25 protein-coding genes are annotated in these 25,386 nt (G+C 32.0%); 18 read left to right on the top strand and 7 right to left on the bottom strand.

Annotated elements, in window-relative coordinates:
• Together OZP09_RS00080 and OZP09_RS00085 are read right to left on the bottom strand one after the other, a co-directional pair.
• Window positions 1–678, bottom strand: a complete 678-nt coding sequence (locus OZP09_RS00080; protein ID WP_281310044.1) for a peptidoglycan DD-metalloendopeptidase family protein — start codon at window positions 676–678, stop codon at window positions 1–3.
• Window positions 679–684: 6 nt separating this feature from the next.
• Window positions 685–1,350: a spermidine synthase gene (locus OZP09_RS00085; protein ID WP_281310045.1), complete on the bottom strand. Its 666-nt coding sequence runs from the start codon at window positions 1,348–1,350 to the stop codon at window positions 685–687.
• 554 nt (window positions 1,351–1,904) lie between these two features.
• Between OZP09_RS00085 and OZP09_RS00090 the strand changes: the two genes are divergently transcribed.
• The 4 genes from OZP09_RS00090 to OZP09_RS00105 all read left to right on the top strand — a co-directional run bounded on the left by OZP09_RS00090 (window position 1,905) and on the right by OZP09_RS00105 (window position 6,823).
• Window positions 1,905–3,059, top strand: coding sequence for a M14 family metallopeptidase (locus tag OZP09_RS00090; RefSeq protein ID WP_281310046.1), 1,155 nt, complete (start codon window positions 1,905–1,907; stop codon window positions 3,057–3,059).
• A gap of 77 nt (window positions 3,060–3,136) precedes the next feature.
• Window positions 3,137–3,616, top strand: coding sequence for an Lrp/AsnC family transcriptional regulator (locus tag OZP09_RS00095; protein WP_007805990.1), 480 nt, complete (start codon window positions 3,137–3,139; stop codon window positions 3,614–3,616).
• Window positions 3,617–3,709: 93 nt separating this feature from the next.
• Window positions 3,710–6,295, top strand: coding sequence for a phosphoenolpyruvate carboxylase (locus OZP09_RS00100; protein WP_281310047.1), 2,586 nt, complete (start codon window positions 3,710–3,712; stop codon window positions 6,293–6,295).
• Between the two features lie 12 nt (window positions 6,296–6,307).
• The gene (locus tag OZP09_RS00105; RefSeq protein WP_281310048.1) at window positions 6,308–6,823 is read left to right on the top strand and encodes a DinB family protein; all 516 of its coding nucleotides are present in this window, start codon (window positions 6,308–6,310) and stop codon (window positions 6,821–6,823) included.
• 1 nt (window position 6,824) lies between these two features.
• On the opposite strand, the gene OZP09_RS00110 is transcribed toward OZP09_RS00105, so the two are convergent.
• The 4 genes from OZP09_RS00110 to OZP09_RS00125 all read right to left on the bottom strand — a co-directional run bounded on the left by OZP09_RS00110 (window position 6,825) and on the right by OZP09_RS00125 (window position 10,523).
• The gene (locus OZP09_RS00110; RefSeq protein ID WP_223678055.1) at window positions 6,825–6,965 is read right to left on the bottom strand and encodes an SsrA-binding protein; all 141 of its coding nucleotides are present in this window, start codon (window positions 6,963–6,965) and stop codon (window positions 6,825–6,827) included.
• 79 nt (window positions 6,966–7,044) lie between these two features.
• Window positions 7,045–8,769, bottom strand: a complete 1,725-nt coding sequence (locus OZP09_RS00115) for a M56 family metallopeptidase (RefSeq protein ID WP_281310049.1) — start codon at window positions 8,767–8,769, stop codon at window positions 7,045–7,047.
• A 7-nt stretch (window positions 8,770–8,776) separates the two neighbouring features.
• Complete coding sequence (locus tag OZP09_RS00120; RefSeq protein WP_269235865.1) at window positions 8,777–9,148, bottom strand: BlaI/MecI/CopY family transcriptional regulator; 372 nt, start codon at window positions 9,146–9,148, stop codon at window positions 8,777–8,779.
• A gap of 157 nt (window positions 9,149–9,305) precedes the next feature.
• Window positions 9,306–10,523, bottom strand: coding sequence for an MDR family MFS transporter (locus OZP09_RS00125; RefSeq protein WP_281310050.1), 1,218 nt, complete (start codon window positions 10,521–10,523; stop codon window positions 9,306–9,308).
• Between the two features lie 98 nt (window positions 10,524–10,621).
• Here OZP09_RS00125 and OZP09_RS00130 point away from each other — a divergent pair, with 98 nt between their 5' ends.
• The 5 genes from OZP09_RS00130 (at window position 10,622) to OZP09_RS00150 (ending at window position 14,281) form a co-directional block, all read left to right on the top strand.
• A complete protein-coding gene (locus OZP09_RS00130; RefSeq protein WP_269235866.1) occupies window positions 10,622–11,218 on the top strand; it encodes a DUF1684 domain-containing protein in 597 nt (198 codons plus the stop codon).
• Entirely contained in the window at window positions 11,218–11,886 is a 669-nt protein-coding gene (locus OZP09_RS00135) for a TatD family hydrolase (RefSeq protein WP_281310051.1), read from the top strand. The genes OZP09_RS00130 and OZP09_RS00135 overlap by 1 nt, the downstream gene beginning before the upstream one ends.
• Window positions 11,887–11,912: 26 nt before the next feature.
• Window positions 11,913–12,629 (top strand): tRNA threonylcarbamoyladenosine dehydratase, encoded by a 717-nt coding sequence (locus OZP09_RS00140; protein WP_269235867.1) that lies wholly within the window; start codon window positions 11,913–11,915, stop codon window positions 12,627–12,629.
• A 75-nt stretch (window positions 12,630–12,704) separates the two neighbouring features.
• A complete protein-coding gene (locus OZP09_RS00145; protein WP_269235868.1) occupies window positions 12,705–13,367 on the top strand; it encodes an HAD family hydrolase in 663 nt (220 codons plus the stop codon).
• A gap of 71 nt (window positions 13,368–13,438) precedes the next feature.
• Window positions 13,439–14,281 carry a DUF2911 domain-containing protein gene (locus tag OZP09_RS00150; RefSeq protein ID WP_269235869.1) on the top strand — a complete coding sequence of 281 codons (843 nt, stop codon included), beginning with the start codon at window positions 13,439–13,441 and terminating at the stop codon, window positions 14,279–14,281.
• A 69-nt stretch (window positions 14,282–14,350) separates the two neighbouring features.
• On the opposite strand, the gene OZP09_RS00155 is transcribed toward OZP09_RS00150, so the two are convergent.
• Window positions 14,351–15,202 carry an aldose 1-epimerase family protein gene (locus OZP09_RS00155; protein ID WP_269235870.1) on the bottom strand — a complete coding sequence of 284 codons (852 nt, stop codon included), beginning with the start codon at window positions 15,200–15,202 and terminating at the stop codon, window positions 14,351–14,353.
• 185 nt (window positions 15,203–15,387) lie between these two features.
• Here OZP09_RS00155 and OZP09_RS00160 point away from each other — a divergent pair, with 185 nt between their 5' ends.
• The 9 genes from OZP09_RS00160 (at window position 15,388) to OZP09_RS00200 (ending at window position 25,357) form a co-directional block, all read left to right on the top strand.
• Entirely contained in the window at window positions 15,388–17,658 is a 2,271-nt protein-coding gene (locus OZP09_RS00160) for a M1 family metallopeptidase (RefSeq protein WP_281310052.1), read from the top strand.
• A 466-nt stretch (window positions 17,659–18,124) separates the two neighbouring features.
• A complete protein-coding gene (locus tag OZP09_RS00165) occupies window positions 18,125–18,763 on the top strand; it encodes a GNAT family N-acetyltransferase (RefSeq protein ID WP_223678068.1) in 639 nt (212 codons plus the stop codon).
• 62 nt (window positions 18,764–18,825) lie between these two features.
• Entirely contained in the window at window positions 18,826–20,019 is a 1,194-nt protein-coding gene (locus tag OZP09_RS00170) for an argininosuccinate synthase (RefSeq protein WP_269235871.1), read from the top strand.
• Window positions 20,012–20,989 (top strand): N-acetyl-gamma-glutamyl-phosphate reductase, encoded by a 978-nt coding sequence (argC, locus tag OZP09_RS00175; RefSeq protein ID WP_269235872.1) that lies wholly within the window; start codon window positions 20,012–20,014, stop codon window positions 20,987–20,989. Before OZP09_RS00170 ends, argC begins: the two co-directional genes overlap by 8 nt.
• Before the next feature lie 155 nt (window positions 20,990–21,144).
• Complete coding sequence (locus OZP09_RS00180; RefSeq protein ID WP_281310053.1) at window positions 21,145–22,284, top strand: aspartate aminotransferase family protein; 1,140 nt, start codon at window positions 21,145–21,147, stop codon at window positions 22,282–22,284.
• Between the two features lie 9 nt (window positions 22,285–22,293).
• Window positions 22,294–22,653, top strand: a complete 360-nt coding sequence (locus OZP09_RS00185; RefSeq protein WP_281310054.1) for a hypothetical protein — start codon at window positions 22,294–22,296, stop codon at window positions 22,651–22,653.
• 90 nt (window positions 22,654–22,743) lie between these two features.
• A complete protein-coding gene (locus OZP09_RS00190; protein WP_269235876.1) occupies window positions 22,744–23,937 on the top strand; it encodes a glutamate-5-semialdehyde dehydrogenase in 1,194 nt (397 codons plus the stop codon).
• A 95-nt stretch (window positions 23,938–24,032) separates the two neighbouring features.
• Window positions 24,033–24,794 carry a glutamate 5-kinase gene (gene proB, locus OZP09_RS00195; protein WP_281310055.1) on the top strand — a complete coding sequence of 254 codons (762 nt, stop codon included), beginning with the start codon at window positions 24,033–24,035 and terminating at the stop codon, window positions 24,792–24,794.
• Window positions 24,795–24,949: 155 nt separating this feature from the next.
• Window positions 24,950–25,357 (top strand): GxxExxY protein, encoded by a 408-nt coding sequence (locus OZP09_RS00200; protein ID WP_269235877.1) that lies wholly within the window; start codon window positions 24,950–24,952, stop codon window positions 25,355–25,357.
• Window positions 25,358–25,386: the final 29 nt, after the last annotated feature.

Consider the following 25,386-nt stretch of genomic DNA (forward strand, 5'->3'; position numbering starts at 1 on the left):
TTATATTATTTTTAATAAAAAATTGGGATCGGGGCAGTTTTCTATATAAAAATTTAAATCATTTTTGTTGCAGACACCAGGATAATCGCCCCAATAATCTTCTATGTTTTTAATAATTTGGAAATGTAAATGCGGAGCGTAATCTCCGTTTACTTCTGAATTTCCAATGTTTGCCAGATGTTCTCCTTTTTTTAAAAAATCCCCAACACTAATCCCTTGTAAACTTTCTAACGATAAATGTCCGTATAAAGTATAAAATTTTTGATTTTCAATTTCGTGTTCCAGAATTATGGTCGGACCATAATCACCTAATCCAATATTGTTTTTAAAACTATGTATTCTTCCATCCAGAGCTGCTAAAACGGGGGTTCCTGCCTTTATCCAAAAATCAATACCAAGATGAATATTGCGTTCCGGAATCATATCGTTTTTAAAAATGGAACTTCGTTTATACAAATTTCTTTTTTCAATGTAACCGCCGAAGGCTACTTCTGCATTATTTTTTTTTAAATAATCATTAATGTATTTTTCAAAATCATCTGAATTCCCCGGTTTTTTTTCGGTTAAATCCAGGTTATTTAGAGATAAGTCTAAAGTTACATATTTTGAATAATTAATACTAGAGTCAATAATCTTAACAGGTGAGATGTTTTTTAATACGGAGCTAAGAGAGTTCATAATAGACTAAGCAACTTTTTCAATTATAATTAATTCGTTGTGCTGCTCTACACGAGGCAGCATTTTAGTAGAATATAATTCAGCGTTAATTTCTGAAATGTATTTGCGATTTCTAATGTTATGTTTTTCATCTAGTATCATAGTATTAAAAAGGACAAATCCCTGTTTTTTTAATAGAGATAAAACCCTTTCGCTAAAAAAACGCTCAAATAAAAAGTTAGGCATATTAGTATCTTCAAAAACATCAATAATAATTAGGTCGTATTGGTTTTTAGTTTTTAATACAAATTCAAAAGCATCATCAATAATGATTTCTAATTGCTCAATTTGAGAAAGATTAAAGTATTCATTAGCAATCTGAATCATATCTGAATCAATTTCCACTCCTGTTATTTTACCTTTAAATTGAATTTCATCAATCAGGGTTTTTATAACACTTCCGCCGGCAACTCCTAAAACCAAGATGTGATTCATTTCCTGAATGGTTTTAAAGCCAATATTCCTTAAGCCATATCTTAATATTCGCTGTAAACTACCGTAAGAATAATTGGTGTTTTCCGAATCCAAAACCAATTCACCATTTGCCCATGTTACCTCAATCATTTTACTACGGGATGATTTTTTTTGGAATATTTTAATTGGTATTAAATAACTAAATACTTTTCGAATCATTTTTTGCACTTTTACCAAATTTACCATTAATTTTTTTTATTCTGTACCTGATATGTAAATTTTGATGAAGAGATAATGGTGTAAATTTCCTTTTTTAGATCTAATGAGCTGGAAAATAATTGGATTGAAATGCTGAAATAAATTATTATTTGTATTTTAGGAATTTCAGAAATATAGTAGGTGAGCCGTTGGATTTTCGTAAGGCTTAATAAAGATTACACTATTGCGTTTGTTTTGGATGGGAAGATTTTTTATTATCAATGCTGCTGAAGAAATGACGTAAGTAAATGCATTTAACTTTTTTACTTAGCTGAATACGTTTTAAATGTTCCGTTTTTATAGAAAAGCACGATTTTTTCAATTTCTTTATCTTCAAAATTCAAATTCAGATTTTGGATTGCTAAAGAACTTTATTTTATGATGCGATACTTTTGCTTCAGATTCCTTTTTTTAAACCGTAAAAACTGTTTACAGTATTAAATTGTCAAAAAAATAATTGATTTACAATTGTTAAAATAAAGATATTTACTTTTGTAAACTAATTAATAAGCACCATGAATTTAGAAGAATTATTTAATCAAAACAAAGAAGCGTCAATAGAAGGTCGCTATCTGACATTAGAACATATTCAGCCAATATTAGAAAGAATAAATACAAACAATCAGGTTAAGATTGTTGGCAAATCAGTTTTGGGTAAACCTATATATACTTATCAAATTGGTACAGGAAAAACCAGGATTTATCTTTGGTCGCAAATGCATGGAAATGAAAGTACAACTACTAAAGCATTGTTTGACTTTATTAATGTTTTGAATAATGGCTCAGAGTTTGCACAAAATATGCTCTCAGCTTTTACTTTTTGCTGTATACCAATATTAAATCCTGACGGAGCAGAATTGTATACTCGTGCCAATGCTAATGAAATTGACCTAAACAGGGATTCTCAAAACCTAACTCAGCCTGAAAGTAGGATTTTGCGTGAGGTTTTTGAAACTTTTAATCCTCATTTTTGTTTTAATCTTCATGATCAGCGTACTATTTTTGGAGCTGGTACAACTGGTAAACCGGCTACCGTATCGTTTTTGGCTCCTTCTTATAATGAGGAAAGGGAAATAAACGAGAATAGGTTAAAGGCAATTAATTTAATTGCTGTGATTAATGATGAGCTGCAAAAATATATACCCGGGCAGGTAGGACGTTTTGATGATTCATTCAATATAAATTGTATAGGGGATACTTTTCAATATTTAGGGGTTCCAACAATTTTATTTGAAGCAGGTCATTTTCAAAATGATTATTCAAGAGAGGTTACCAGAAAGTTTATATTCTTTTCGCTTATTACCAGTTTTAAAGCACTTTTCGAAAACGTTATAGTTAATAACAGGATTAATGATTATTTGAATATTTCACAAAATAATGTGGTTTTTTATGATTTTATGTATAAAAATGTCAAAATAAATTATGATGGTATCGAAATTATTACGAATTTTGTCGCACAATACAAAGAAGAATTGATTGACGGCAAGATTCAGTTTAATGCTTATGTAGTTGAAGTAGGGGAGTTAGAAAATTTCTTTGGACATTATGTATATGATGCAAAAGGTGCTGCATATTCAGATGATTTTACCAATTTTCCGAAACCAGATCAAAAAGCAGACTTTTATTTAAATAAAAACGTTAAATTTGTTAACGGACTGATAAAAAGTTAAATTTTATGTGAATTTGTTGTTTTTTATATATATTTTTATACTTTGTAATACAAATTAGTAATATTAATTAAAGAATTATGAGTAAATTCCGTTTAGATGAAGTAGATCACCAGATTTTAGATATGTTAATAGACAACACGAGAGTTCCGTTTACTGACATTGCAAAAAAATTGTTGATTTCGGCAGGAACTGTACATGTCAGAGTAAAAAAGATGGAAGATGCCGGAATTATAATGGGATCTTCATTAGCCTTAGATTATGATAAACTAGGGTATTCATTTATTGCTTATGTAGGTGTGTTTCTTAACAATACATCTCAAACAAAATTTGTATTAGAGCGAATTAATCAAATTCCATTTGTGACTGTAGCTTCTGTAACTACAGGGAAATTTAATATTTTCTGTAAAATCAGAGCTAAGGATACTAAGCATGCTAAAGAAGTTATTTTCATGATTGATGATATCGAAGGAGTTTACAGAACTGAAACAATGATTTCATTAGAAGAAAGTATTAATGACAAGAAGCGTTTGATGCACACTATTTTTAAAAATATGTAATATTTTTTCTTGAATGCTATATTAATAAATATAACCTCAAGTTTTTCTTGGGGTTTTTTTATGACTAAATAACCAACAACTATAATAAGGATTATGTACACGTTACCAAAAATAGAACGTTTCAATCAGGATGTTCTTTCTAAATATCACATTTATAATAGTGTTTTTATAACATTACCCTTCGATTCGATTGATAATACCGGAGTTTTACTTCCATTGTTTACAGAAACATGCGAAACAGGTTTTAAAAAGCAGGAAACTCCGAAAGAAATTTTCGATTTTTTTTCAAATAAATTTTTGAATAACGCTTCTGAGACAGAAAAGATTGATTTAATGTTTCGTTTTATTCAGTATATCGAACGTCAAATAGTATTGTTTGATGCTATTGAAGACGCCGCTTTTCCTGTTGTAAATAATATGGAAGGACGGGGTTCTCTTCGTGATATTAAAGAAAAGTCAGATGCAAAGGAAAAAGATGACGCATTAATCGATTTTCTTGAAAATTTCAATGTCAGAACTGTTTTAACAGCGCATCCAACACAGTTTTATCCGGGACCGGTTCTTGGGATTATAAATGATTTGACTGAAGCAATCAGACAAAATGATTTATTAAAAATCAAACAACTGTTGGCGCAGTTAGGAAAGACTCCTTTTATCCAAAATGAAAAACCAAATCCGTATGATGAAGCAGTAAGTTTGATTTGGTATTTGGAAAATGTATTCTACGATACAGCAGGTGAAATAGTGCATTATCTGCAAAAAAATATTCTTCAGGGAGATGCTATTCAAAATCAATTAATAAAACTTGGTTTCTGGCCAGGAGGAGATCGTGATGGTAATCCATTTGTGACCACCGATATCACATTGAAAGTTGCTGAGCGTCTGCGCACTTCAATTTTGAAATGTTACTATGTTGAAATGCGTAACTTAAAAAGAAAGTTAACTTTCTCAGGTGTAGATACTTTGGTTGCAGAACTTGAATATAAACTTTATAGATCTGTTTTTTATTCTAAAGGTGAAATTTATATCACTTTAGAAGAGTTGCTGACTCAGTTAAATAAAATCAGAGCCATAATTATCGAAAAACATCAGTCTTTATATTTAGATGAATTAGAGGCTTTATTGGTTAAAATTAATTTGTTTGGTTTTCATTTTGCGACTTTAGATATACGTCAGAACAGTAAAATTCACAATGCTGTTTTTCATGATATCGTAAATTATTACTTAAATTCAGATTCAAAAATATTCCCGGAAAATTATTTCGACTTGTCTGAAGATGAAAAATTAATTGTCTTATCAAAAGTAAAAGGAGATCTAAATCCGGCTGATTTTGAAAACGATATTACCAGACTAACTTTAGAATCTGTTCAGGCTATTAAAACGATTCAGGAGAACAATGGTGAATTTGGGGCAAATCGTTACATCATAAGTAATAATGAAAGTGCATTGAATGTAATGGAAACTTTTGCTATGATTCGCTTAAACAACTGGGGAAATCCAACTGTCGATATTATTCCGCTTTTTGAATCGGTTGATGATTTACAAAATGCACATTCAATAATGGAGCAGTTGTATACAAATCCGGAATATGCAGCGCATTTAAAATCCCGTGGTAATAAGCAGACTATAATGCTTGGTTTCTCAGACGGAACAAAGGATGGTGGGTATTTAATGGCAAACTGGAGTATTTATCAGGCAAAAATTGAACTTACACAAATATCCAGACAATACGGCATTCAGGCTATATTTTTTGACGGACGTGGAGGGCCTCCTGCACGTGGAGGTGGTAAAACACATAAATTCTATGCATCGCTAGGACCTAAAATCGAGAACAACGAAATTCAGATTACGGTTCAGGGACAAACGATTAGTTCTAATTTTGGAACTTTAGATTCCTGCCGTTACAATATCGAAAATTTATTGAGTGCCGGAGTAACAAATCAGGTTTTTGGTAAAGATAAAAATGAACTGAGTGCTGATGAAACTGCAATTTTGACTCAATTGGCTGGTTTAGGATATGAAAAATATTTAAGTTTTAAAAATCACCCTAAATTTATTCCGTATTTAGAAAAGATGAGTACTTTAAAATACTATTCTAAAACTAATATTGGAAGCCGTCCATCGAAAAGAAGTAAGTCGGAACAATTGGATTTTGCTGATTTAAGAGCAATTCCTTTTGTGGGTTCCTGGAGTCAATTGAAGCAAAATGTACCTGGTTTCTTTGGAGTAGGTACTGCTTTAAAGCATTTTGAAGACACTAACCAGTGGGATAAAGTAAATGATTTGTATCACAATTCATTATTTTTTAAAACACTTTTGGAGAATAGTATGATGTCATTGGCAAAATCATTTTTACCATTGACTGCTTATATGAAAAAAGACCCGGAATTCGGCGAATTCTGGCAGATTATTTATGATGAGTTCAAAGAAACAGAACGTCTTTTACTTAAAATAGCAGGTCATAAAACACTTATGGAAAATTATCCTGATGGTAAAGCGTCAATTCAAATAAGAGAACGTATTGTATTGCCTTTGTTAACAATACAGCAATATGCGCTGTTGAGAATTAATGAGTTGAATAAAGAAAAGGCAGTAGATCAGGATTTGATAAAAGTATATGAGAAAATCGTAACGCGCTCTCTTTTTGGAAATACAAATGCAAGTAGAAATTCGGCTTAAATTAATTGATGTATGTTAGCTTCAGGTTTATCAACAAATGAATATTCTGTTTTTAATGCAACTTATATAAAAGCTGCTAATGATAAAACATTATTAGATGGTTTAAGAGAAGGGCTGCCACAGCTGCTTAACTTTATAGGAAATGTTCCGGCTGATAAATTAGAATATCGTTATGCGGAAGGGAAATGGACAATAAAGGATATTGTTCTTCATATGATTGATACAGAGCGTATTTTTGCTTATCGGGCTTTAAGAATCAGCAGAGGGGATAAAACTCCTTTGCCGGGTTTTGAAGAAAATGATTATGTTCCGTTTGCGTTTGCTAATTCCCGTTCAATAGAGAGTTTATTGGCTGAATATGAAAGTGCAAGAAAAGCAACAATTAGTTTTTTTGAAAGTCTGAATGAAGATCAGCTTTTATTTATGGGGACGGCTTCGAATACGGCAATTTCTGTAAGGGCAATAGGTTTTATTATTACAGGCCATCAGAATCATCACCTAAGAGTGATTTCAGAAAGGTACCTATAATTTAATTTAAAGCACGTTTTGTAACATATGCGCGATAACCAATAATTGCTAATTGCCATTTTTTAGCTTTGGCTAAATCTAAACCTTGTTTTGTAAAACTAGGCAGAAGAAGTTTGTTTATTTTTGCTAATATTTTAAACATAATTATTTAATTTTTTCAAAGATATAAAAAAGACTTTGCTAATAGCAAAGTCTTTTTTGTGTTTTTAGTTAAGTTGATTTTATGATTTTTGACTTTCTTTCTCCATTTTTTTCATTTCTTTTTCGTGAAGTTTCATGTTTTTCTCGAATACCTTCATGTTATTTTCAAATTGCTTCATATTTATTTCGTACTCCTTCGAATCTTTACCATATTTTATTTGAATATCTTCGGTAAATTTCTCCATGTCAGCGTAGAATTTTTCCATTGCGATTTCATATTTTTCCATTTCCTTTTCAAAAATAGCTTCACGTTTAGACATGATTTCTTCGATTTGTTTCTCATAAGCGGACATGTCTGGCTCAAAAGCTTCCATTTTTCTTTCAAATTCAGCCATTTCCTTTTCAAACTTACTCATAGCTACTTTGTCCTTTGGATTTGTAGGTGGAACAGGAGGTTTTGGCATTTTTGACATATCTGATGCCGGAGCTTGTGGCATTGATCCCGTTGGAAATGAAGGTGGAGTAGGTGGGGCAGGTGGTGTTATGGTCGTTATTGTACTTATTTTGGTACTGCTTTTTTCATCCAAAATAAGATTGTCACCAACAACTATTGGTTTGTCCATACCGCCATCCGTAATGACATTGATTTTTTTAGATCCTTTTTCTGTTGTAACAACAATTCCACAGCTTTTAATTGGTTCGTTGCCTTCAATCTGAATGGTTTGGTCTTCACCAGTTCCTTTTTGAATATCAACTTTAATAGCAGTTAATTCATTTTTTGTATTCCTTTTAACATCAGATATCACAACATCTACATCATGATTTTCTTTCAGTTGTTCAGTAAATTCTTTTAATTCCTGATCGGTTGTATTTTTTTTAATTTTATAAATATGAACAGAATTTGGTTTTTTAGAAATTTCCTGGGTTTCCTTTTTCTCTTGTGCAATGGTTTTAATTTGAAATAAAAACACAAAAGCTACCAGAGCTGGCAGTATTGCATAATACTTCCATGAATTCCTTTTTTTTGATTGATTTTTGTTTAACATGACAATTCGTTTTTTGATTAATGATTGATAAAAATGATTGGTGATCGCAACACAGCTTTCGTGTGTTGTTATTTTTAAAAGTGTATATTGATACGCTTTTTTGTCTGATATTTTTTTGGCAGCTTCGTTATCGGCAATAAATTCGAGGTTTTGTAAAATGGCTTTTTTGTATAACCAAATGACAGGGTTGAACCAAAACAATACACAAAACACTCGTGAAACTAATACATCAATAGTGTGATTTTGATCGCTGTGTACTTTTTCATGCTCAATTATATTTTCTAATTCTGCTTCTGTATACATTGATGAGTTGTATACGATGTAATCAAAATAAGAGAACGGAGCAATATTTTCAGATATATCAACAAATTTAAAATCAGCCTGCTGTTGTATTTTTTTTCCCTTTAAGACCGAATTTAAACTATAGAAATCAGCAGCAAATTTTATTATGAGTGCTACAAAACCAATGCAGTAAACAAAAAGAAATATGTAATCCCAATTAATTTCAAATGATTCTTGTGGAATAGTTTGGGGGATAAAACTTTGTGGATAATCAACTGTTGAAACAGGAATAGGATCAATCCATACAATTTTTCTATAAACTAAAAGAGGGAGAATTAGTGAAGTGGGTAATCCAGTCATTAAAAACCATCTGTTGCTGTTAAAAAAAGTTTCTTTGCGTAATAAGAAATAATAGGCAAAATAAAACAATAAAATCAACCCGGATGATTTTGCGATATAAATGAAAAATGCTTCCATAAAATAATTATTTTTCTTCTTCTTTTGGATTTTCAATCATAGCTAAGATTTCACGTAATTCGGTAGCAGATATTTTTTCTTCTTTGGCAAAAAACGAAACCATATTTTTATAAGAACTGTTGAAATAATTATCAATTGCAGTTTTCATGTATTTTTTGCTGTATGCTTCAAGGCTTATCACAGGATAATATTGATGCGTATTTCCAAAGGCATTGTGCCCGACAAAACCTTTTTCTTCCAGGTTTCGAATAATTGTTGAAAGTGTGTTATAATGAGGCTGATCTTCGGTGATTTCTGCCTGTACTTCTTTTACGAAAGCTTTTTTCAGCTTCCATAAAATATGCATTATTTCTTCTTCTTTGTTTGTTAACTTTTGCATGTATTTTAATTTTAATCAAACCTACAACTATTTTTTTAGTTACACAACTATAAAAATAGTTATTTTAACTAAAAAAGAAGTTTTTCTTTAGTTTTAAAGAAGAAATATTATTTCAAATTCAGTTTAATAGATTGAAATATAGTACTTTGAAATGTTTTTATGAAGTTTTCTCTAAAATAAGGGCATTCTTAATCCATAAACAGCAAAATGTGGCGACAATACCAATACTGGCCATGAAAAACCAGTTAACCTGATATCCAAATCGTGTAATAATTTCAAAACCCACTTTTGAACTGATGATATGAGCTAAACTAAAACTCATGGTATAAAGTGCCATATATTGTCCTTCATGACCTCGGGGAGCACGACTTAATGCGAAGGCATTAGAAAAAGGAAAAGCAAGGATTTCTCCTATCGAAATACAAATCATGCTAATCACGAGGATTCCTGCCCAAATGTTAATTAATAATAGAAAAAAACTTAGTGACATAATAAAAGACCCCCATATAATGATTTTTATTTTTGGTGAAGCTTTTCTTTCTAAAAATCCGACAGTAGGCATTTCTAATGCAAAAATCAGCAAGCCATTTAAGGTCATTAAAAGACCGGTTTGAAATTCTGTCAGACCAAATTTCTCATTGTGATATAGTGGTAAGGTAGTAAAAAGCTGGAAAAAGATCATAGCAGTAACAAAACTCACAAATAAGAAAACCCAAAATATCCTGTCTTTAAAAACCGATTTTGTTTCTGCCGAATTTTCAACTTTATCTTCATATATCACTTTTTTCTTTTCTTTTACAAGTAAAGCAAAGATTGAAATCGAAATGATACAGGAAAGTCCGTCAACCCAAAAAAGCCCCTGATATCCTATTCCCATGATAATCAGACCTCCTAAAGCAGGACCGGCAGCAAAACCTAAATTTACTGCTAAGCGAACTAATGTTAAAGCTCTTGTCCTGTTTTCGGGTTTAGCATAGGCACCTAGTGAAACAAACATGGCAGGTCTAAACATATCTGCAATAGCCATTAAACAAAACATCCCTATACAAAGTCCGAAAAAGCTTGTAATATATTGAATAAAAAATAGAGAAATTCCAGTTGTAAATAAACTAAATATCATGATTTTATAAAATCCTATTTTATCGGATAATTTTCCTCCTAGCCAGGATCCCAGCATTGATCCGAATCCGAATGCGACCATAATCCACCCAACCTGATTATAGGTAAAATGAAGGTCTTCTTTTAAATATTTTGATAAAAAAGGCAATACCATTGTGCCTGCACGATTAATAAAAGTAATAATGGCAAGTATCCATATTTCTCTTCTAAATCCTCTGAAATTGTTGATGTAATGGTGAAAAGCGTTTTTTAACATTATAAAAGAAGTTGTTTTCAACAAAGTTAGGAAACTTTGTAACGTGAAGCGGTTGCTGCTTTGTTTGTTTTAAACTATTTTTGTGCAAAATTTCTATAATGAAAAATAGTGTACTTATTTTATTATTGGTATTTAATTGGACTTATAGTCAGGTTAAATTCAATAAAAATAATGCTGAAAAATTTCAGAAAACTATTAATGCGGAATATGCAGATGCGAAAACTAGCCCATTAATGGCTAATGATTTGAAAACATTTAAATCACTTGACTTTTATCCTATAAGCAGTAAATATTTTGTGAACGCAAAATTGGTAAAAGCTAAAAATGAAAAAGCATTTGAAATGAAAACATCAACTTCAAGAAAACCGAAATACATTAAATATGGAACGGTTTTCTTTACAATTGATGGAGTTGCATTACAATTAAATGTTTATCAGGATGTGGAACTCTCGAAATCAGATAAGTATAAAAATTATTTGTTTTTACCTTTTTCAGATTTAACATGTGGAAAAGAGAGTTACATTGGAGGAAGATATATTGACCTGGAAGTTCCAAAAGGAAATACGATTGAAATCGACTTTAATCAATCTTATAATCCTTATTGTGCTTATAATCATAAATATTCATGCCCAATTGTTCCATTGGAAAATGATTTAAATATTGCCATTAAGGCTGGTTTAAAAACGTTTCATTAATGAAATTTTTCAATCTTCATACACATCAGTTTACCAATAATCCTGATGTTTTAGAGTTGGTGAATCAATATCCTCAGGATTTTGATGTTTCAGTTCCGTTTTATTCTATTGGAATTCATCCATGGTACATTGTTGAAGCCAGAATTGATGCCGATTTAAAAATTATTGAAGAAAAATTAAAAGAATTTAATTGTCTGGCTATTGGTGAGTGCGGTCTGGATAAGCGAATTGAAATTCCGTTTGAGCAGCAGGTTAGTGTTTTTGAGCAGCAGTTGTTTTTAGCAGAAAAATATAAAAAGCCAGTAGTTATTCATTGTGTTGCAGCATATCAGGAAGTGATTTCAATGAAAAAAAAGTTGAATATTTCGGTTCCGATGATCATTCATGGTTTTTCAAAGAATAATCAGATTGCGAATCAGCTTATTAAGGAAGGATTTTATCTTTCGTTTGGGGAATTTTTATTACGAAATCCGGATTTAAAAACAGTTTTTCAAAATATACCAAATGATCGCTTTTTTTTGGAAACAGACACAATTGAAGAAAATATCCAAGATGTTTATGAATTAGCTTCAAATTATAAAGGATTAAAAAATCAAGAATTACAAGCTGTAATCTCAAATAATTATAAAGATGTGTTCAGAATCAATCATTCTGAAACGAAGAAGTAAACAAATTAAAATAACAAAAGAAGTATATGGCAGAGTGGACAGAAAGAGCCGAGCTTTTATTTACAAAAGAAGGATTAGATAACCTGCAGAATTCCAATGTTTTGGTTGTGGGTTTAGGAGGGGTAGGATCGTTTGCAGCTGAATTTTTGGCTAGAGCAGGAGTAGGCAATATGACTATAGTTGACGGAGATGTTGTTGATATTACAAATATAAACAGACAATTGCCTGCTTTGCATTCAACTGTTGGGGAACCAAAAATTAAAATTGTAGGTGATCGCCTGATGGATATTAATCCTGAGCTAAAATTAACACGAGTACAGGAATTTTTATCACCGGAACGTGCTTTTGAAATCGTTTCTCCTGAATTTGATTATGTTCTGGATTGCATTGACAGTATTACGCCGAAACTGAATTTGATTATTGCAGCGAAACGCAAAAGAGTAAAAATAATAAGCAGTATGGGGGCTGGCGGAAAAATGTTAGCTTCTAAAGTTAAAGTTTCTGATATTTCTAAAACTATTAATTGTTACTTTTCTAAAGCAATCCGTAAGCGATTAAAGGCTGCAAATATCAACAAATTGAAAGTTGTTTTTTCTTCAGAAATACAAAATGAAAAAAGCCTGAAATTAACCGACGGTAAAAATTTTAAAAAATCTTTCTACGGAACAAACAGTTATATGCCGGGATTGTTTGGACTTCACGCTGCTGAAACCGTAATACGTCACTTGCTTAAAAAAGAATAGTTTAATGCTTAACATTCTAAGTTTATGATAAAAAACAAAATACTTGGAATCTCAAAACCTTAGTAACTTAATAAAATGGTTAAAACAGTAATTTTTGATATGGACGGTGTAATTGTCGATACAGAACCCGTTCATCGTTATGCTTATTACAAACAATTTTCAGAATTAAATATTGAAGTTTCCGAAGAAATGTACACTTCCTTCACAGGATTTTCAACACGAAATACGTTTCAGGCTTTAAAAACATATTTCCCGGCACTGCAACATAGTGTTGAGGATTTGATCCAAAGAAAAAGAAATATTTTTAATGATGCTTTTGATAACAAAGAAGATTTGTATTTATTAGAAGGTGTTGAGGATTTAATAAAAAATTTGTATGCTAACGGAATTCAGTTAATTTTAGCTTCATCCGCTTCAAAGGTAACTATTGAACGTGTTTTTACCCGATTTAATTTGCATCAGTATTTTTCTGCTATTGTGAGTGGTGAAGATTTTCCGCAATCCAAACCAAATCCGGCCATTTTCCTGCATGCTGCTTCCTTATCTGTTGCTCCAAAGGAAAATTGTATCATAATAGAAGACAGTAAAAATGGAGTAAAAGCAGCTAAAGGAGCAGGTGTTTTCTGTGTAGGGTATCGAAGTGTGAATTCAGAAGGACAGGATTTATCTGAAGCTGATATGATTATTAATCACTTTAATGAGTTAGATGCTTTCAAAATATCACAGTTAAGTGTTTGAATTAAGTAAAATTTAACTTTTCTCCTTTTTTGAATTCGTAATTTTGAAAAAAACAAATTGACTTATAGAAAATGAAAAAACTACTTATTGCTTTAGCCGTTATTTTAGCGCCTCTTGCTACAGAAGCACAAATAAGAACACCTCAGGCTAGTCCAAAAGGGTATATTAAACAAACCGTTGGATTAACAGATGTTGAAGTTACCTATTCAAGACCAGGTGCCAGAGGCAGGGCTGTTTTTGGTAATCTGGTTCCGTTTGGAAAATTATGGAGAACAGGTGCAAATGAAAATACAATAATCAATTTTGGTGATGACGTTGTTATTGATGGTAAGACATTAAAAAAAGGAAAATATGCAATTTATACTATTCCAAAAATAGAAAGCTGGGAAGTAATTTTTTACCTTTCTACAGACAACTGGGGATTGCCTGAAAATTGGAGCGACGCTTATGTGGCGCTAAGAACAACTGTTAAAGAAGATGCATTGCCAACTCCTGTTGAAACTTTTACTATAGGAATTAATAATCTGGATCAAAATTCAGGATATTTGGAAATAGCATGGGAAAACTCTCATATAGCCTTGAAATTTGAAGTTCCTACTGCCAAATTAGCTACAGCGAGTATTCAAAAAACTTTGGCCGGCCCAACATGGAATGATTATTATGCTGCATCCCAATATTTATTCCAGTCAAATGGCAATATGATTCTTGCAAGAGAATATGTAGATAAAGCATTAGAATTGAGCACTGATAAACCATATTATCTTACAAGATTAAAATCATTAATTCAGGCTAGACAAGGTGATAAAGCGGGAGCAGTTGAAACAGCAAAAATTTCTTTAGCATCTGCAGAAGCGGCGAATAATCAGGATTATGTAAAAATGAACAAGGATAGTATTTCAGAATGGAGTAGATAATCCGCAATGCACAATATAAAGTAAAAACCCATTTTGTTTCATCTCAAAATGGGTTTTTTATTGTTTTAATTAAAAGATTTCTATATCGAATGAAGTATTAAAACTTTGTTTTGCTTCAAGAATCAGTATTCCTTCTTTTTTAAATAAATCTCCTGATTTTTCAAGTGTATCAGAATAACCAAACCACGGTTCAATACAAATAAATGGAGCATTTTCTTTAGTCCAGATTCCTAAACTTGGAAAATCCTTAAAATCGACTTTTATATATGGTTTTGAGTTTTCAAGTATAGTTAAAGAATTTGATTCTAAGGTTTTAAAAACCAAAGCATCATTTTCAAATAATTTATAATGTAATGAAACTGTATTATTTGAAGATTCTAAAATCTCATTAGTATTAGAAATTAAGCCATCTTCAAGAAGTGAATATTCCAGTTTTTCTTCTTTTTCAAATTCAATGCTGTAGTTTGAAAAATTTTCAGGTAAGGCAAAGGCAGGATGGGCTCCAATAGAAAAAGGAATTTGTGTTGCTTCTTTATTGATTACTTTGTATGCAATATTCAGTTTATTTCCTTCAAGTTTGTAAACAATCTGCAATTCAAACTTAAAAGGGTATTTCTCAAGCGTTCCTTCATCATAGGATAAAGAAAATGTGGCAGCTGATTCTGTTTTTTCAATTAATTGAAATTCCATATCACGGGCAAAACCATGTCTTGGTAAGCGATAGTCTTTCTTATTAAATGTATAAGTTTCGTTTTTTAAGCTTCCCACAATTGGAAAAAGTATAGGAGAATGTTTCGGCCAATAATTAGGGTCTCCATTCCACATGTATTCTTTATTTTGATCGTTTGTTAATGAAAATAATTCAGCTCCGGCATGTTTTATAGAAGCTTTTAGTGCTTTATTTGAGATCGTTGTATTCAAAATGATATTTTTAAGTGAGATTAAACCTTTATAATGTAAATATAATTCTTATAAATTTTAATTTACAGAGAAATGATTTAAATTACTTTTTTAATAATATTTTGCTAAAATTGAATATAAGCTTTGAGTTTTCTCTGTGAATAGTATTTTTTTTCATTAATTTGCTATATAAACAGGTATAAAATATGAAAAGAAAATTCGCTAAAGCCTTATTGATAACGGCTTTGTTTGTAGGAATTTATTCTGTTACTGCTCAGCAAGCACCGGTAACAGCAGGAAATCCAGTTAATAATTACAATTATCATGATGCCTTTGCACCACATTTTTACACAAAAAATGGTACACCAACCCGTTCAGCAAACGGGCAGCCAGGTGTTGAATACTGGCAAAACAGGGCAGATTATCAGATTACGGCAAAATTAAACGCGACTACAAATGAAATAGTCGGTACCGATGAAATTACATACACAAATAATAGTCCGGATAAACTTTCTTTCGTATGGCTGAATTTAGATCAGAATTTATTCAAAAATGACTCACGTGGAAATGCAGTTGTACCTTTAAAAGGAAGTCGTAATGGAGCACAGGGTCAAATTTTTGACGGAGGAAATAAAATAAAATCAGTTAAAGTAACTTTAGGAGGTAAGAAGAAAACAGAGGCTGAAGCGAAATATATAATTACAGATACCAGAATGCAGATTTTTCTTCCACAGGAATTAGCATCAAAGGGAGGTTCTGTAAAAATAAAAATTGAATTCTCCTTTATTGCCCCGTTTGAAGGGTCTGACAGGATGGGAGTATTGGAAACCAAAAACGGAAAAATATTCACAATAGCACAATGGTATCCGCGTATGTGTGTGTATGATGATGTAAGAGGATGGAATACAGCACCATATCTTGGGGCTTCTGAGTTTTATCTTGAATATGGTGATTTTGATGTCAAACTTACAGTTCCGGCTAATCATTATGTTGTCGGATCAGGTGAATTGTTAAATGGTGCAGAAGTTTTGCCGGCGGAGCAATTTAAGCGCTATAAAGAAGCATCTCAAAGCGATAAAACGGTTGTTATTCGTTCTGCAGAAGAAGTCGCAGCCGGAGCAAACGCCACCAACGCAAATACTGAAAAGACATGGCATTATCAAATTAAAAATGCCCGCGATTTCTCATGGGCTTCATCCCCGGCCTTTATTTTAGACGGTGCAAAAATTAATCTTCCAAGTGGTAAAAAAGCGTTGGCCCTATCGGCTTATCCTGTTGAAAGTTCAGGTAAAGACGGTTATGGGCGTTCTACAGAGTATGTAAAAGCATCAATTGAGCATTATTCTAAACAGTGGTTTGAATACCCTTATCCTGCAGCTACAAACGTCGCAGGAAATGAGGGAGGAATGGAGTATCCGGGAATTGTTTTCTGTGGATGGAAATCAAAAGGTCAGGATTTATGGGGAGTTACAGATCATGAGTTTGGCCATATCTGGTTTCCAATGATTGTGGGTTCAAACGAAAGATTATTCGCATGGATGGATGAAGGTTTCAATACTTTTATAAATTCATTGAGTACTGAAGCATTTAATAATGGTGAATATAAAGAAAAGCCTACTGATTTACACGAAATGGCAGAGCCCTTTACAAGACCAGACTTAGAAACAATTATGAGTTCTCCTGACAATATGAAGGAAGCCAATATTGGGATGCTGTGTTATTTTAAACCAAGTGCAGGTTTAATTATTTTGAGAGAACAGATTTTAGGAAAAGAGCGTTTTGATACTGCATTTAGAACTTATATCCAGCGATGGGCTTACAAACACCCTCAGCCTGATGATTTTTTCAGATCTATGGAAAATATTGCCGGTGAAGATTTAAGCTGGTTCTGGAGAAGCTGGTACGTAAACAACTGGCGTTTTGATCAGGGAATTAATTCAATTAAATATGTGAAAAACGACCCTGCAAAAGGTGTTATAATTAATGTCGAAAATTTAGACAAAATGCCAATGCCAATTGTTCTGGATGTAAAAACAAAAAGCGGAAAAGTGGCAAGAGTTAACTTGCCGGTAGAAATTTGGCAGCGCAATAAAGACTGGTCTTTCAAACATAACTCTACAGAGGAAATAGAAAGTATAACTTTAGATCCTGATCATGTTTTTCCGGATAATAACGTAAGTAATAATGTTTGGACGGCTGGAAAAGGAAAAGTTGAAAAAGATATTATCCTGGATGGTTATTTGGGGCTTTATTCTACAAAAAATGCTCCTTTAAAGATCGAATTAACTGAAAAGAATAGTGTTTTAAATGTTGAAATTACAAACTTCCCTAAGTTTACGGTAGAACCTGTAGCAGGTGAAAAGGATACTTTTATATCTAATGCATCGGGTTTAAAATTTAAATTTAATGAAGCAAAAACAGCTTTTGATATGATTATTTTGGGTAATGGGCAAGTAATTCCATTTACTAAAAATTAAAATAAAATTTCTAAATAATTCAGTCCGATAGGTTTATGATAATCTATCGGACTTTTTTTATTTTATAAAATAACATTCCATTAAAAAAATGTTAGAATTTAAAAAAATGGTTTTGTAAATAAAAAAATAGTGTACTTTTGCACCGATGAATAAAATAAGTTTACATACAACTTCTTTGTCACGGACAATCTCACCTGGTACTTCTCCCGAAGTACGGATGCTATCTATATAGTATTCAAAGAGTTTTTCGTCGCGTATTTATTATATTCATTTTTATTTTGAAATCACTTAAGTTGTCCATCGGGCAAACACATACCAAAAGTATTTATTTTTTTAAAAAAGACCTCAATCAACTTTTTGATCTTGAAGGTATTACTTCTGTTATGCTTGATTTTATTAGCTTGTTTTTTGAATTTCAAATCAAACAATACGTTTTAATATTTAACGCTAAACTTCAATTACTGAAATGAAGATATCTATTGTTGTTACTCAGGAAGAACACTTCAAATTCGCACAGGAAATTTGCGATACTATAGAATCATCTGCCTTGTTAAGAGGTACAGGGATTGCTAAAAGGACTCCTGAATACATTCAGAAAAAAATGTCTAACGGAGATGCGATGATTGCTCTTGTAGACGAAAAATTCGCAGGTTTTTGTTATATCGAAAGTTGGGAGCACGGCAAATTCGTGGCACACTCCGGTTTAATCGTGCATCCGGATTACAGAAACTTAGGTTTGGCTAAAAAAATAAAATCAAAAGTTTTTGATTATTCCCTGAAAAAATATCCAAACGCTAAAATATTTGGTATTACAACTGGTTTGGCGGTTATGAAAATTAACTCTGAATTAGGTTATAAACCAGTTCCTTTCTCGGAATTAACAACAGATCCAAGTTTTTGGGCTGGGTGTAAAACATGTACCAACTTTCCGATTCTTCAAAGTAAAGAAAATAAAATGTGCTTGTGTACCGGAATGTTATATGATCCAAAAGATAAGCCAAAAGATCCGCCAAGACATCCTTTTAACGAAGCTGTTTTGAAAAGATTAAAAAAAATAAAACAAGCTTTATTTTTAAATAAAATTTTATCTGTTTTATTTACCTAAAAAACTAATTAAAAGAAATCTCAAACTGCTACATACGAAAGTATTAGCCTAAATTATAAAAAATGAAAAAAGTAGTATTAGCTTATAGCGGAGGATTAGATACCTCGTATTGTTTGAAATATTTAAAAAATGAAAAAGGATACGAAGTTCACACTGTTCTTGTTGACACAGGAGGATTCGACGCAGAAGAATTATCAGCAATTGAAAAAAGAGCTTACGAACTAGGAAGTGCACAACACGCAAACCTTACAATCGTAGACAAATATTATGATAAAGCTATAAAATATTTGATTTTCGGAAACGTATTAAAAAACAATACATATCCGTTGTCAGTAAGTGCAGAGCGTGTTTTCCAAGCTATTGAAGCAATTAAATATGCTAAAAAAGTAGGAGCAAGTGCCATCGCACATGGAAGCACAGGTGCAGGAAACGATCAAATCCGTTTTGATTTGATTTTCCAGACTATCGCTCCGGAAATCGAAATCATTACACCAATTAGAGATTTAAAATTGTCTAGACAAGAAGAAGTAGAGTACCTTCAAAAAAATGGTGTAAGTTATTCTTGGGAAAAAGCACAATATTCTATCAATAAAGGTCTTTGGGGAACCAGTGTTGGAGGTAAAGAAACTTTAACTTCAGGACAGCCATTACCAAGTGAAGCTTATCCTTCGCAATTGCAAAAAGAAGGTGAAGAAAAAGTAACACTTCATTTTGAGCAAGGAGAATTAGTTGCATTGAATGGTAAAAAAGATGCTCCTGAAAAAAATATTGTTAAACTTGAAAAACTGGCAAATGCTTATGCAATTGGTAGAGATATTCACGTAGGGGATACCATTATCGGAATTAAAGGAAGAGTTGGTTTTGAAGCTGCTGCTCCATTAATTATCATCAAAGCGCACCATTTATTAGAGAAGCATACGCTAGGAAAATGGCAGCAATATTGGAAAGAGCAATTAGGAAATTGGTACGGGATGTTGTTTCACGAAGGTCAGTTTTTAGATCCTGTTATGAGAAACATTGAGACTTTCCTGCAAGACACTCAAAAAACAGTAAACGGAACAGTAACTGTTTCATTAAAACCATATCATTTTTCGCTTGACGGAATCGAATCTAAAAATGATTTGATGAACACAGGTTTCGGTCAATATGGAGAAATGAACAATGCCTGGACATCTGAAGATGCAAAAGGATTTATTAAGATTTTAGGAAATGCACAAAATATATTTTCATCTGTAAATCATTTAGAGCATGATTAATATCGGGATAATAGGTGGTTCAGGTTATACAGCAGGAGAATTAATTAGAATCCTTATGTATCACCCAAATGCCAAATTAGATTTTGTTTACAGCACAACAAACGCAGGAAAACCACTTTCTGTGGCGCACCACGATTTGATGGGGGATATCGAAATGAATTTCACAGCCGAAATCAATCCAAATGTGAATATTGTTTTCTTGTGTTTAGGTCACGGAAAATCAATTTCATTTTTGAAAGAAAATCAGTTTGCAAGTCACACGAAAATTATTGATTTAGGAAATGATTTCAGATTAAACAAAGATGCGCATTTCGAAGGAAAAGATTTCATTTACGGATTGCCAGAGATTAATAAAGCAGAAATTAAAAAAGCAAATTACATTGCCAATCCAGGTTGTTTTGCAACTGCTATTCAGTTGGCTTTATTGCCTTTAGCAGAGCACAATTTGTTGAATAATGATGTTCATATTAATGCAACAACAGGAAGTACAGGAGCAGGAGTAAGTCTTTCAGAAACTTCTCATTTCAGCTGGAGAAACAATAATTTTTCGCATTACAAAGCTTTTGAACACCAGCATTTAGGTGAAATTTCAGAAAGTCTGGTTCAGCTACAGGATGATTTTGACAGCGAATTACTTTTTATTCCGAACAGAGGAGATTTTCCAAGAGGAATTTTTGCAACGCTTTATACATTATGCGATGATAGTTTGGAGCAATTAGTTGAAAAATACCAAGAGTTCTATAAAAACGAGCCTTTTGTAACGATTACAACGACTAACATCAACATGAAACAAGTGGTTCAAACGAACAAATGTATCATTAGTTTATTGAAAAAAGGAAACCGGGTTCTCATAACGTCAATTATAGATAACTTAACCAAAGGTGCTTCAGGACAAGCAATCCAAAACATGAATTTAATGTTCGGATTAGAAGAAACCACAGGTTTACATTTGAAACCAAGCGGATTTTAATTTTTTAGTTTCAAGTTTAAAGTTTCAGGTTTCAAGTTCTCTACGTAACCTGAAAATATAAAGAAAGATAAACTAGTTTTCAGTTTAAAGTTTCAAGTTGGACGTTCTTCGAATAACCTGAAACATGAAACCTGAAACAAAATAAACAAAAAAACATGAACTTATTCAACGTTTACCCATTATACGACATCACTCCGGTAAAAGCAATTGATTGTACTATTATCGACGACAAAGGAGTAGAATATTTAGATTTATACAGCGGACATGGTGTGATTTCTATCGGACACACACAGCCGGATTATGTAGCAAAACTTAAAAATCAATTAGATCATTTAGGTTTTTACTCAAATGCAATTCAGAATCCTTTGCAGGTTGAATTGGCAAAGAAATTAGGAAAAATTTCAGGATTAGAAGATTATGAATTGTTTTTGTGCAGTTCCGGAGCTGAAGCAAACGAAAATGCTTTAAAATTAGCTTCTTTCCATAACGGAAGATCAAGAGTTGTGGCTTTTCATAATTCTTTCCACGGAAGAACCTCTGCAGCAGTTGCGGTTACAGACAATAAAAAGATTGTTGCACCAATAAATGCACAGCAAGAAGTAACATTTTTACCTTTAAACCAAATTGAATTGGTTGAAGCAGAATTAGCAAAAGGAGATGTTTCTTCTGTAATTATCGAAGGAATTCAGGGAGTTGGAGGTTTAGACCAAGGAACAACGGAGTTTTTTCAGGCTTTAGAAAAAGCATGTAAAAAACACGATGTGGTTTTAATCTTAGACGAAGTACAGTCAGGATATGGAAGAAGCGGGAAATTCTTCGCTTTCCAACACCACGGAATCAACGCTGATATTATTTCAGTTGCAAAAGGAATGGGGAATGGTTTCCCTGTTGGAGCGATTTTGATTTCTCCAAAATTCGAAGCTAGTTTTGGATTATTAGGAACTACTTTCGGCGGAAGCCACTTGTCTTGTGCAGCAGGAATTGCAGTTTTAGATGTAATTGAAAAGCTTGATTTACAAAAAAATGTAAATGAAGTTTACGAATATTTCTTAGAAAAAATCAAAGAAGTTGAAGGCATCAAACAAGTAAAAGGAAAAGGATTAATGCTTGGAGTAGAGTTTGATTTTGATGTTGCAGCTTTAAGAAAGAAATTAATTATCGAAAAACACATTTTTACAGGAAGCGCAAACAATAAAAATCTATTGAGAATTTTACCGCCTTTAACTGTGAAAAAAGTAGATATCGATACGTTTGTAAAAGCGTTGAAAGAAAGTTTAGCAGAGCTTAAAAATTAGAAATTATAAATGAATATTTCAAAAAATTTTAAATCAAACAGAATATTTAGGATTTGGATGTATACAGTCAGTCATTCAACATTAATATTAAGAAGTGAAAAACAGTATACTGATGTTGATTACGATTTCAATTATGATGATCCAGATACTACTATTGATTTAATTTTTAGTGCAGTCGATTTTATTTCTATTCCAGATAGTTTTGATAGTGTCGAAATTAATAAACATGATGATAAATTTATTTTCAACAATAATGAAAATTGGTTTGTAAAAGCTGTTTTTTGTAATGTTGGGAAATATTCAGGAGAAAATGAAGATGATATTTGGCATCGAAATTTAGAATATGATGAGATTATAAATATTCAATAAAATATCCTTACATGTTATACAAACCTGTAAGGAATCAATAAGTTTCAATAATAAGAAACAAACCAAAGAACAACCAACCCACTTGAAATTATGAAACCATTATCAATAGAAACGCGCAATGCAGTTTTGCAGACCATGGCAAAACTGGTCGAACAGGAGCGGAATCAGATAATCCTGACCAATCAGGAAGATCTTGCTGCTTACGACGGTTCAGATTTAGCGATGGAAGAACGTCTGAAAGTAGATGATAAAAAAGTAGATGAAATGATTTTATCATTGAATCAGTTAGCTTCGCAGGAAGATCCCATTGGCATTGAGCGTTTTCAATTTACTCATGATAATGGAATAAAGGTGGTCAATAAGACTGCAGCTTTTGGAACAATTTTAATTATTTACGAATCTCGTCCAGATGTTACAATTGAAGCTGGCGGAATTGCTTTTAAATCTGGAAATAAGATTTTATTAAAAGGAGGAAAAGAATCTCTAAAATCAAATTTAAAGATTGTAAGTCTTTGGCATAAAGCTTTAGAAGAAAATGGAGTTTCAAAAGACTGGGTAGAATATCTGAATTACAACAGAACCGAAACGCAGGCATTTTTAGAAAAACCAACTCAAAAAGTAGATTTAATTGTGCCGAGAGGAGGAGAAAAATTAATTGAGTTTGTAAAAGCACATGCGACTTGCCCGGTAATCGTAAGCGGACGAGGAAATAATTTTGTTTACGTTCATGATGATGCTGATACGGATTTGGCTTTAAAAGTAATTTTAAACGCTAAAACGGCTAAAATTTCAGCTTGTAATGCTTTAGATAAAGTTTTAATCAGTTCTAAACTTCCAAATTTTGAAGGTTTTACAGCTATGTTGATTGAGGCTTTAGTAGAATCAAAAGTGGAAGTTGTTGTAGATAAATCGTTAGAGGATTTCGAGAATACCAAAACAATTCAAAATGAAGATATCTGGTACGAGGAGTTTTTAGATTATAAAATCGTAATTGGCACCATTGATTCTAATGGACATGCCATTGATATGATTAATAAATACTGCGGAGGACATTCTGCAGCAATTATTACGAGAGATGATGAAGCTGCACAACAGTTTATGGAATCGATAGATGCGGCAGCGGTTTATCAAAATGCTTCAACCCGTTTCACAGACGGCGGACAATTTGGCCTTGGCGGAGAATTAGCAATCAGCACAGATAAACTGCATCAAAGAGGACCAATTGGATTACAGCATTTGGTAACCAATAAATGGTACGTGTATGGAGAAGGGCAGATTAGGTAATTCATATCATTTGACAATTGAGGCAATTAGATAATTAGAAATTCTAAAAAAACTTAGAATCTCAAAATCTTAGAACCTTAGTATCTTTTAAAGAAATGACAAAAAAGAGAATTTTATTAAAAATAGGAAGTAACACCTTAACAAAGGAAACCAATCATATTTCGCGGGGAAAGATTGAAGACCTAGGGGTACAGATTGCGGCTCTAAACGACGAATATGAATTTATCATCGTAAGTTCAGGAGCAATTGCGGCGGCAAAGCAATTTGTAAAGCTGGATAATCAGGATAAAGATGTTTTTGTAAAACAGGCTTTAGCTTCTATTGGGCAGCCTCATTTAATGCGGATTTACAATGAAAATTTTAAGGATTTAGGATTAAATACCTCGCAGTGTTTACTTTCTTATTCTGATTTTGAAAAAGAACAGACCAAAAAAAATATTGTAAATACAATTAATGTATTGGTTAGAAATAATTACATTCCGATTATCAATGAAAATGATACTGTAGCGACAGATGAGATTCGGTTTGGAGATAATGATAAGTTAGCAGCATTAACAGCAGTTTTATTAAATGTTGATATTCTGATAATTGCAACCAATACAAACGGAATTTATACAAAAGTGTCTATTCAGGATGAAATTCCCGAAACTATTAAATTGGTAAACGATTTAAAACTTTTAGAAAAAGAAATCGGAGATTCAAAATCCTCACACGGAACGGGAGGAATGCAGTCTAAAATTGAAGCAGCAGGAATTGCGAAAGCAGCTAATATAGAAACCTGGATCGTGAATGGACTAAATGATAATTTTATTCTGAGGGCATTAAAAGACGAAATTTCTTTCACAAAAATTGTGTAGATTTATACGCGGATGAAACGAATTTGCTATAGCAAAGACGCAAAAAGAAACGGATTTTTTATTTTTTACGTTAGATAAAAAAAAAATGAAAATCAGTTTTTATGAGCGTTTTCATAAAGTGAATGTGTAGAATGAGTGTCTAAATTAAAGCAACAATGAGAACAGGATTATTACATGAAGAATTGACAAAAGAAATTATTAAGACTTTTTATGAAGTTTATAATGAATTAGGATATGGTTTTTTAGAAAGAGTTTATCAAAATTCATTGTATTTAGAATTAAAAAGTAAAGGTTTTTTTGTTGAAGCTCAGAAAAAAATAAAAGTTTATTACAAGGGAATTGAAGTTGGACAATATTATGCTGATTTAATTGTAGAAGATTTAATCATTTTGGAATTAAAATCTTCCGATTGTATTGTTCCAGAATTTGAAAATCAAATTCTAAATTATTTAAGAGGAACTGATTGTGAAGTTGGTTTGCTTTTAAATTTTGGAAGAAAGCCAGAATTCAGAAGAAAAGTATTTGAAAACAGCCGAAAAATAAGAATAGAAAAATCCGTATAAATCAGCGTTTTTGCGATAGCAAATCCGTT

This window comes from Flavobacterium flavigenum (assembly GCF_027111255.2).
Taxonomy (GTDB): domain Bacteria; phylum Bacteroidota; class Bacteroidia; order Flavobacteriales; family Flavobacteriaceae; genus Flavobacterium; species Flavobacterium flavigenum.

What these genes read in the sequence shown, in the direction of transcription:
- OZP09_RS00080 (WP_281310044.1), bottom strand. Translation starts at nt 678, where the DNA reads ATGAACTCTCTTAGCTCCGTATTAAAAAACATCTCACCTGTTAAGATT.
- OZP09_RS00085 (WP_281310045.1), bottom strand. Translation starts at nt 1,350, where the DNA reads ATGATTCGAAAAGTATTTAGTTATTTAATACCAATTAAAATATTCCAA.
- OZP09_RS00090 (WP_281310046.1), top strand. Translation starts at nt 1,905, where the DNA reads ATGAATTTAGAAGAATTATTTAATCAAAACAAAGAAGCGTCAATAGAA.
- OZP09_RS00095 (WP_007805990.1), top strand. Translation starts at nt 3,137, where the DNA reads ATGAGTAAATTCCGTTTAGATGAAGTAGATCACCAGATTTTAGATATG.
- OZP09_RS00100 (WP_281310047.1), top strand. Translation starts at nt 3,710, where the DNA reads ATGTACACGTTACCAAAAATAGAACGTTTCAATCAGGATGTTCTTTCT.
- OZP09_RS00105 (WP_281310048.1), top strand. Translation starts at nt 6,308, where the DNA reads ATGTTAGCTTCAGGTTTATCAACAAATGAATATTCTGTTTTTAATGCA.
- OZP09_RS00110 (WP_223678055.1), bottom strand. Translation starts at nt 6,965, where the DNA reads ATGTTTAAAATATTAGCAAAAATAAACAAACTTCTTCTGCCTAGTTTT.
- OZP09_RS00115 (WP_281310049.1), bottom strand. Translation starts at nt 8,769, where the DNA reads ATGGAAGCATTTTTCATTTATATCGCAAAATCATCCGGGTTGATTTTA.
- OZP09_RS00120 (WP_269235865.1), bottom strand. Translation starts at nt 9,148, where the DNA reads ATGCAAAAGTTAACAAACAAAGAAGAAGAAATAATGCATATTTTATGG.
- OZP09_RS00125 (WP_281310050.1), bottom strand. Translation starts at nt 10,523, where the DNA reads ATGTTAAAAAACGCTTTTCACCATTACATCAACAATTTCAGAGGATTT.
- OZP09_RS00130 (WP_269235866.1), top strand. Translation starts at nt 10,622, where the DNA reads ATGAAAAATAGTGTACTTATTTTATTATTGGTATTTAATTGGACTTAT.
- OZP09_RS00135 (WP_281310051.1), top strand. Translation starts at nt 11,218, where the DNA reads ATGAAATTTTTCAATCTTCATACACATCAGTTTACCAATAATCCTGAT.
- OZP09_RS00140 (WP_269235867.1), top strand. Translation starts at nt 11,913, where the DNA reads ATGGCAGAGTGGACAGAAAGAGCCGAGCTTTTATTTACAAAAGAAGGA.
- OZP09_RS00145 (WP_269235868.1), top strand. Translation starts at nt 12,705, where the DNA reads ATGGTTAAAACAGTAATTTTTGATATGGACGGTGTAATTGTCGATACA.
- OZP09_RS00150 (WP_269235869.1), top strand. Translation starts at nt 13,439, where the DNA reads ATGAAAAAACTACTTATTGCTTTAGCCGTTATTTTAGCGCCTCTTGCT.
- OZP09_RS00160 (WP_281310052.1), top strand. Translation starts at nt 15,388, where the DNA reads ATGAAAAGAAAATTCGCTAAAGCCTTATTGATAACGGCTTTGTTTGTA.
- OZP09_RS00165 (WP_223678068.1), top strand. Translation starts at nt 18,125, where the DNA reads ATGAAGATATCTATTGTTGTTACTCAGGAAGAACACTTCAAATTCGCA.
- OZP09_RS00170 (WP_269235871.1), top strand. Translation starts at nt 18,826, where the DNA reads ATGAAAAAAGTAGTATTAGCTTATAGCGGAGGATTAGATACCTCGTAT.
- argC (WP_269235872.1), top strand. Translation starts at nt 20,012, where the DNA reads ATGATTAATATCGGGATAATAGGTGGTTCAGGTTATACAGCAGGAGAA.
- OZP09_RS00180 (WP_281310053.1), top strand. Translation starts at nt 21,145, where the DNA reads ATGAACTTATTCAACGTTTACCCATTATACGACATCACTCCGGTAAAA.
- OZP09_RS00185 (WP_281310054.1), top strand. Translation starts at nt 22,294, where the DNA reads ATGAATATTTCAAAAAATTTTAAATCAAACAGAATATTTAGGATTTGG.
- OZP09_RS00190 (WP_269235876.1), top strand. Translation starts at nt 22,744, where the DNA reads ATGAAACCATTATCAATAGAAACGCGCAATGCAGTTTTGCAGACCATG.
- proB (WP_281310055.1), top strand. Translation starts at nt 24,033, where the DNA reads ATGACAAAAAAGAGAATTTTATTAAAAATAGGAAGTAACACCTTAACA.
- OZP09_RS00200 (WP_269235877.1), top strand. Translation starts at nt 24,950, where the DNA reads ATGAGAACAGGATTATTACATGAAGAATTGACAAAAGAAATTATTAAG.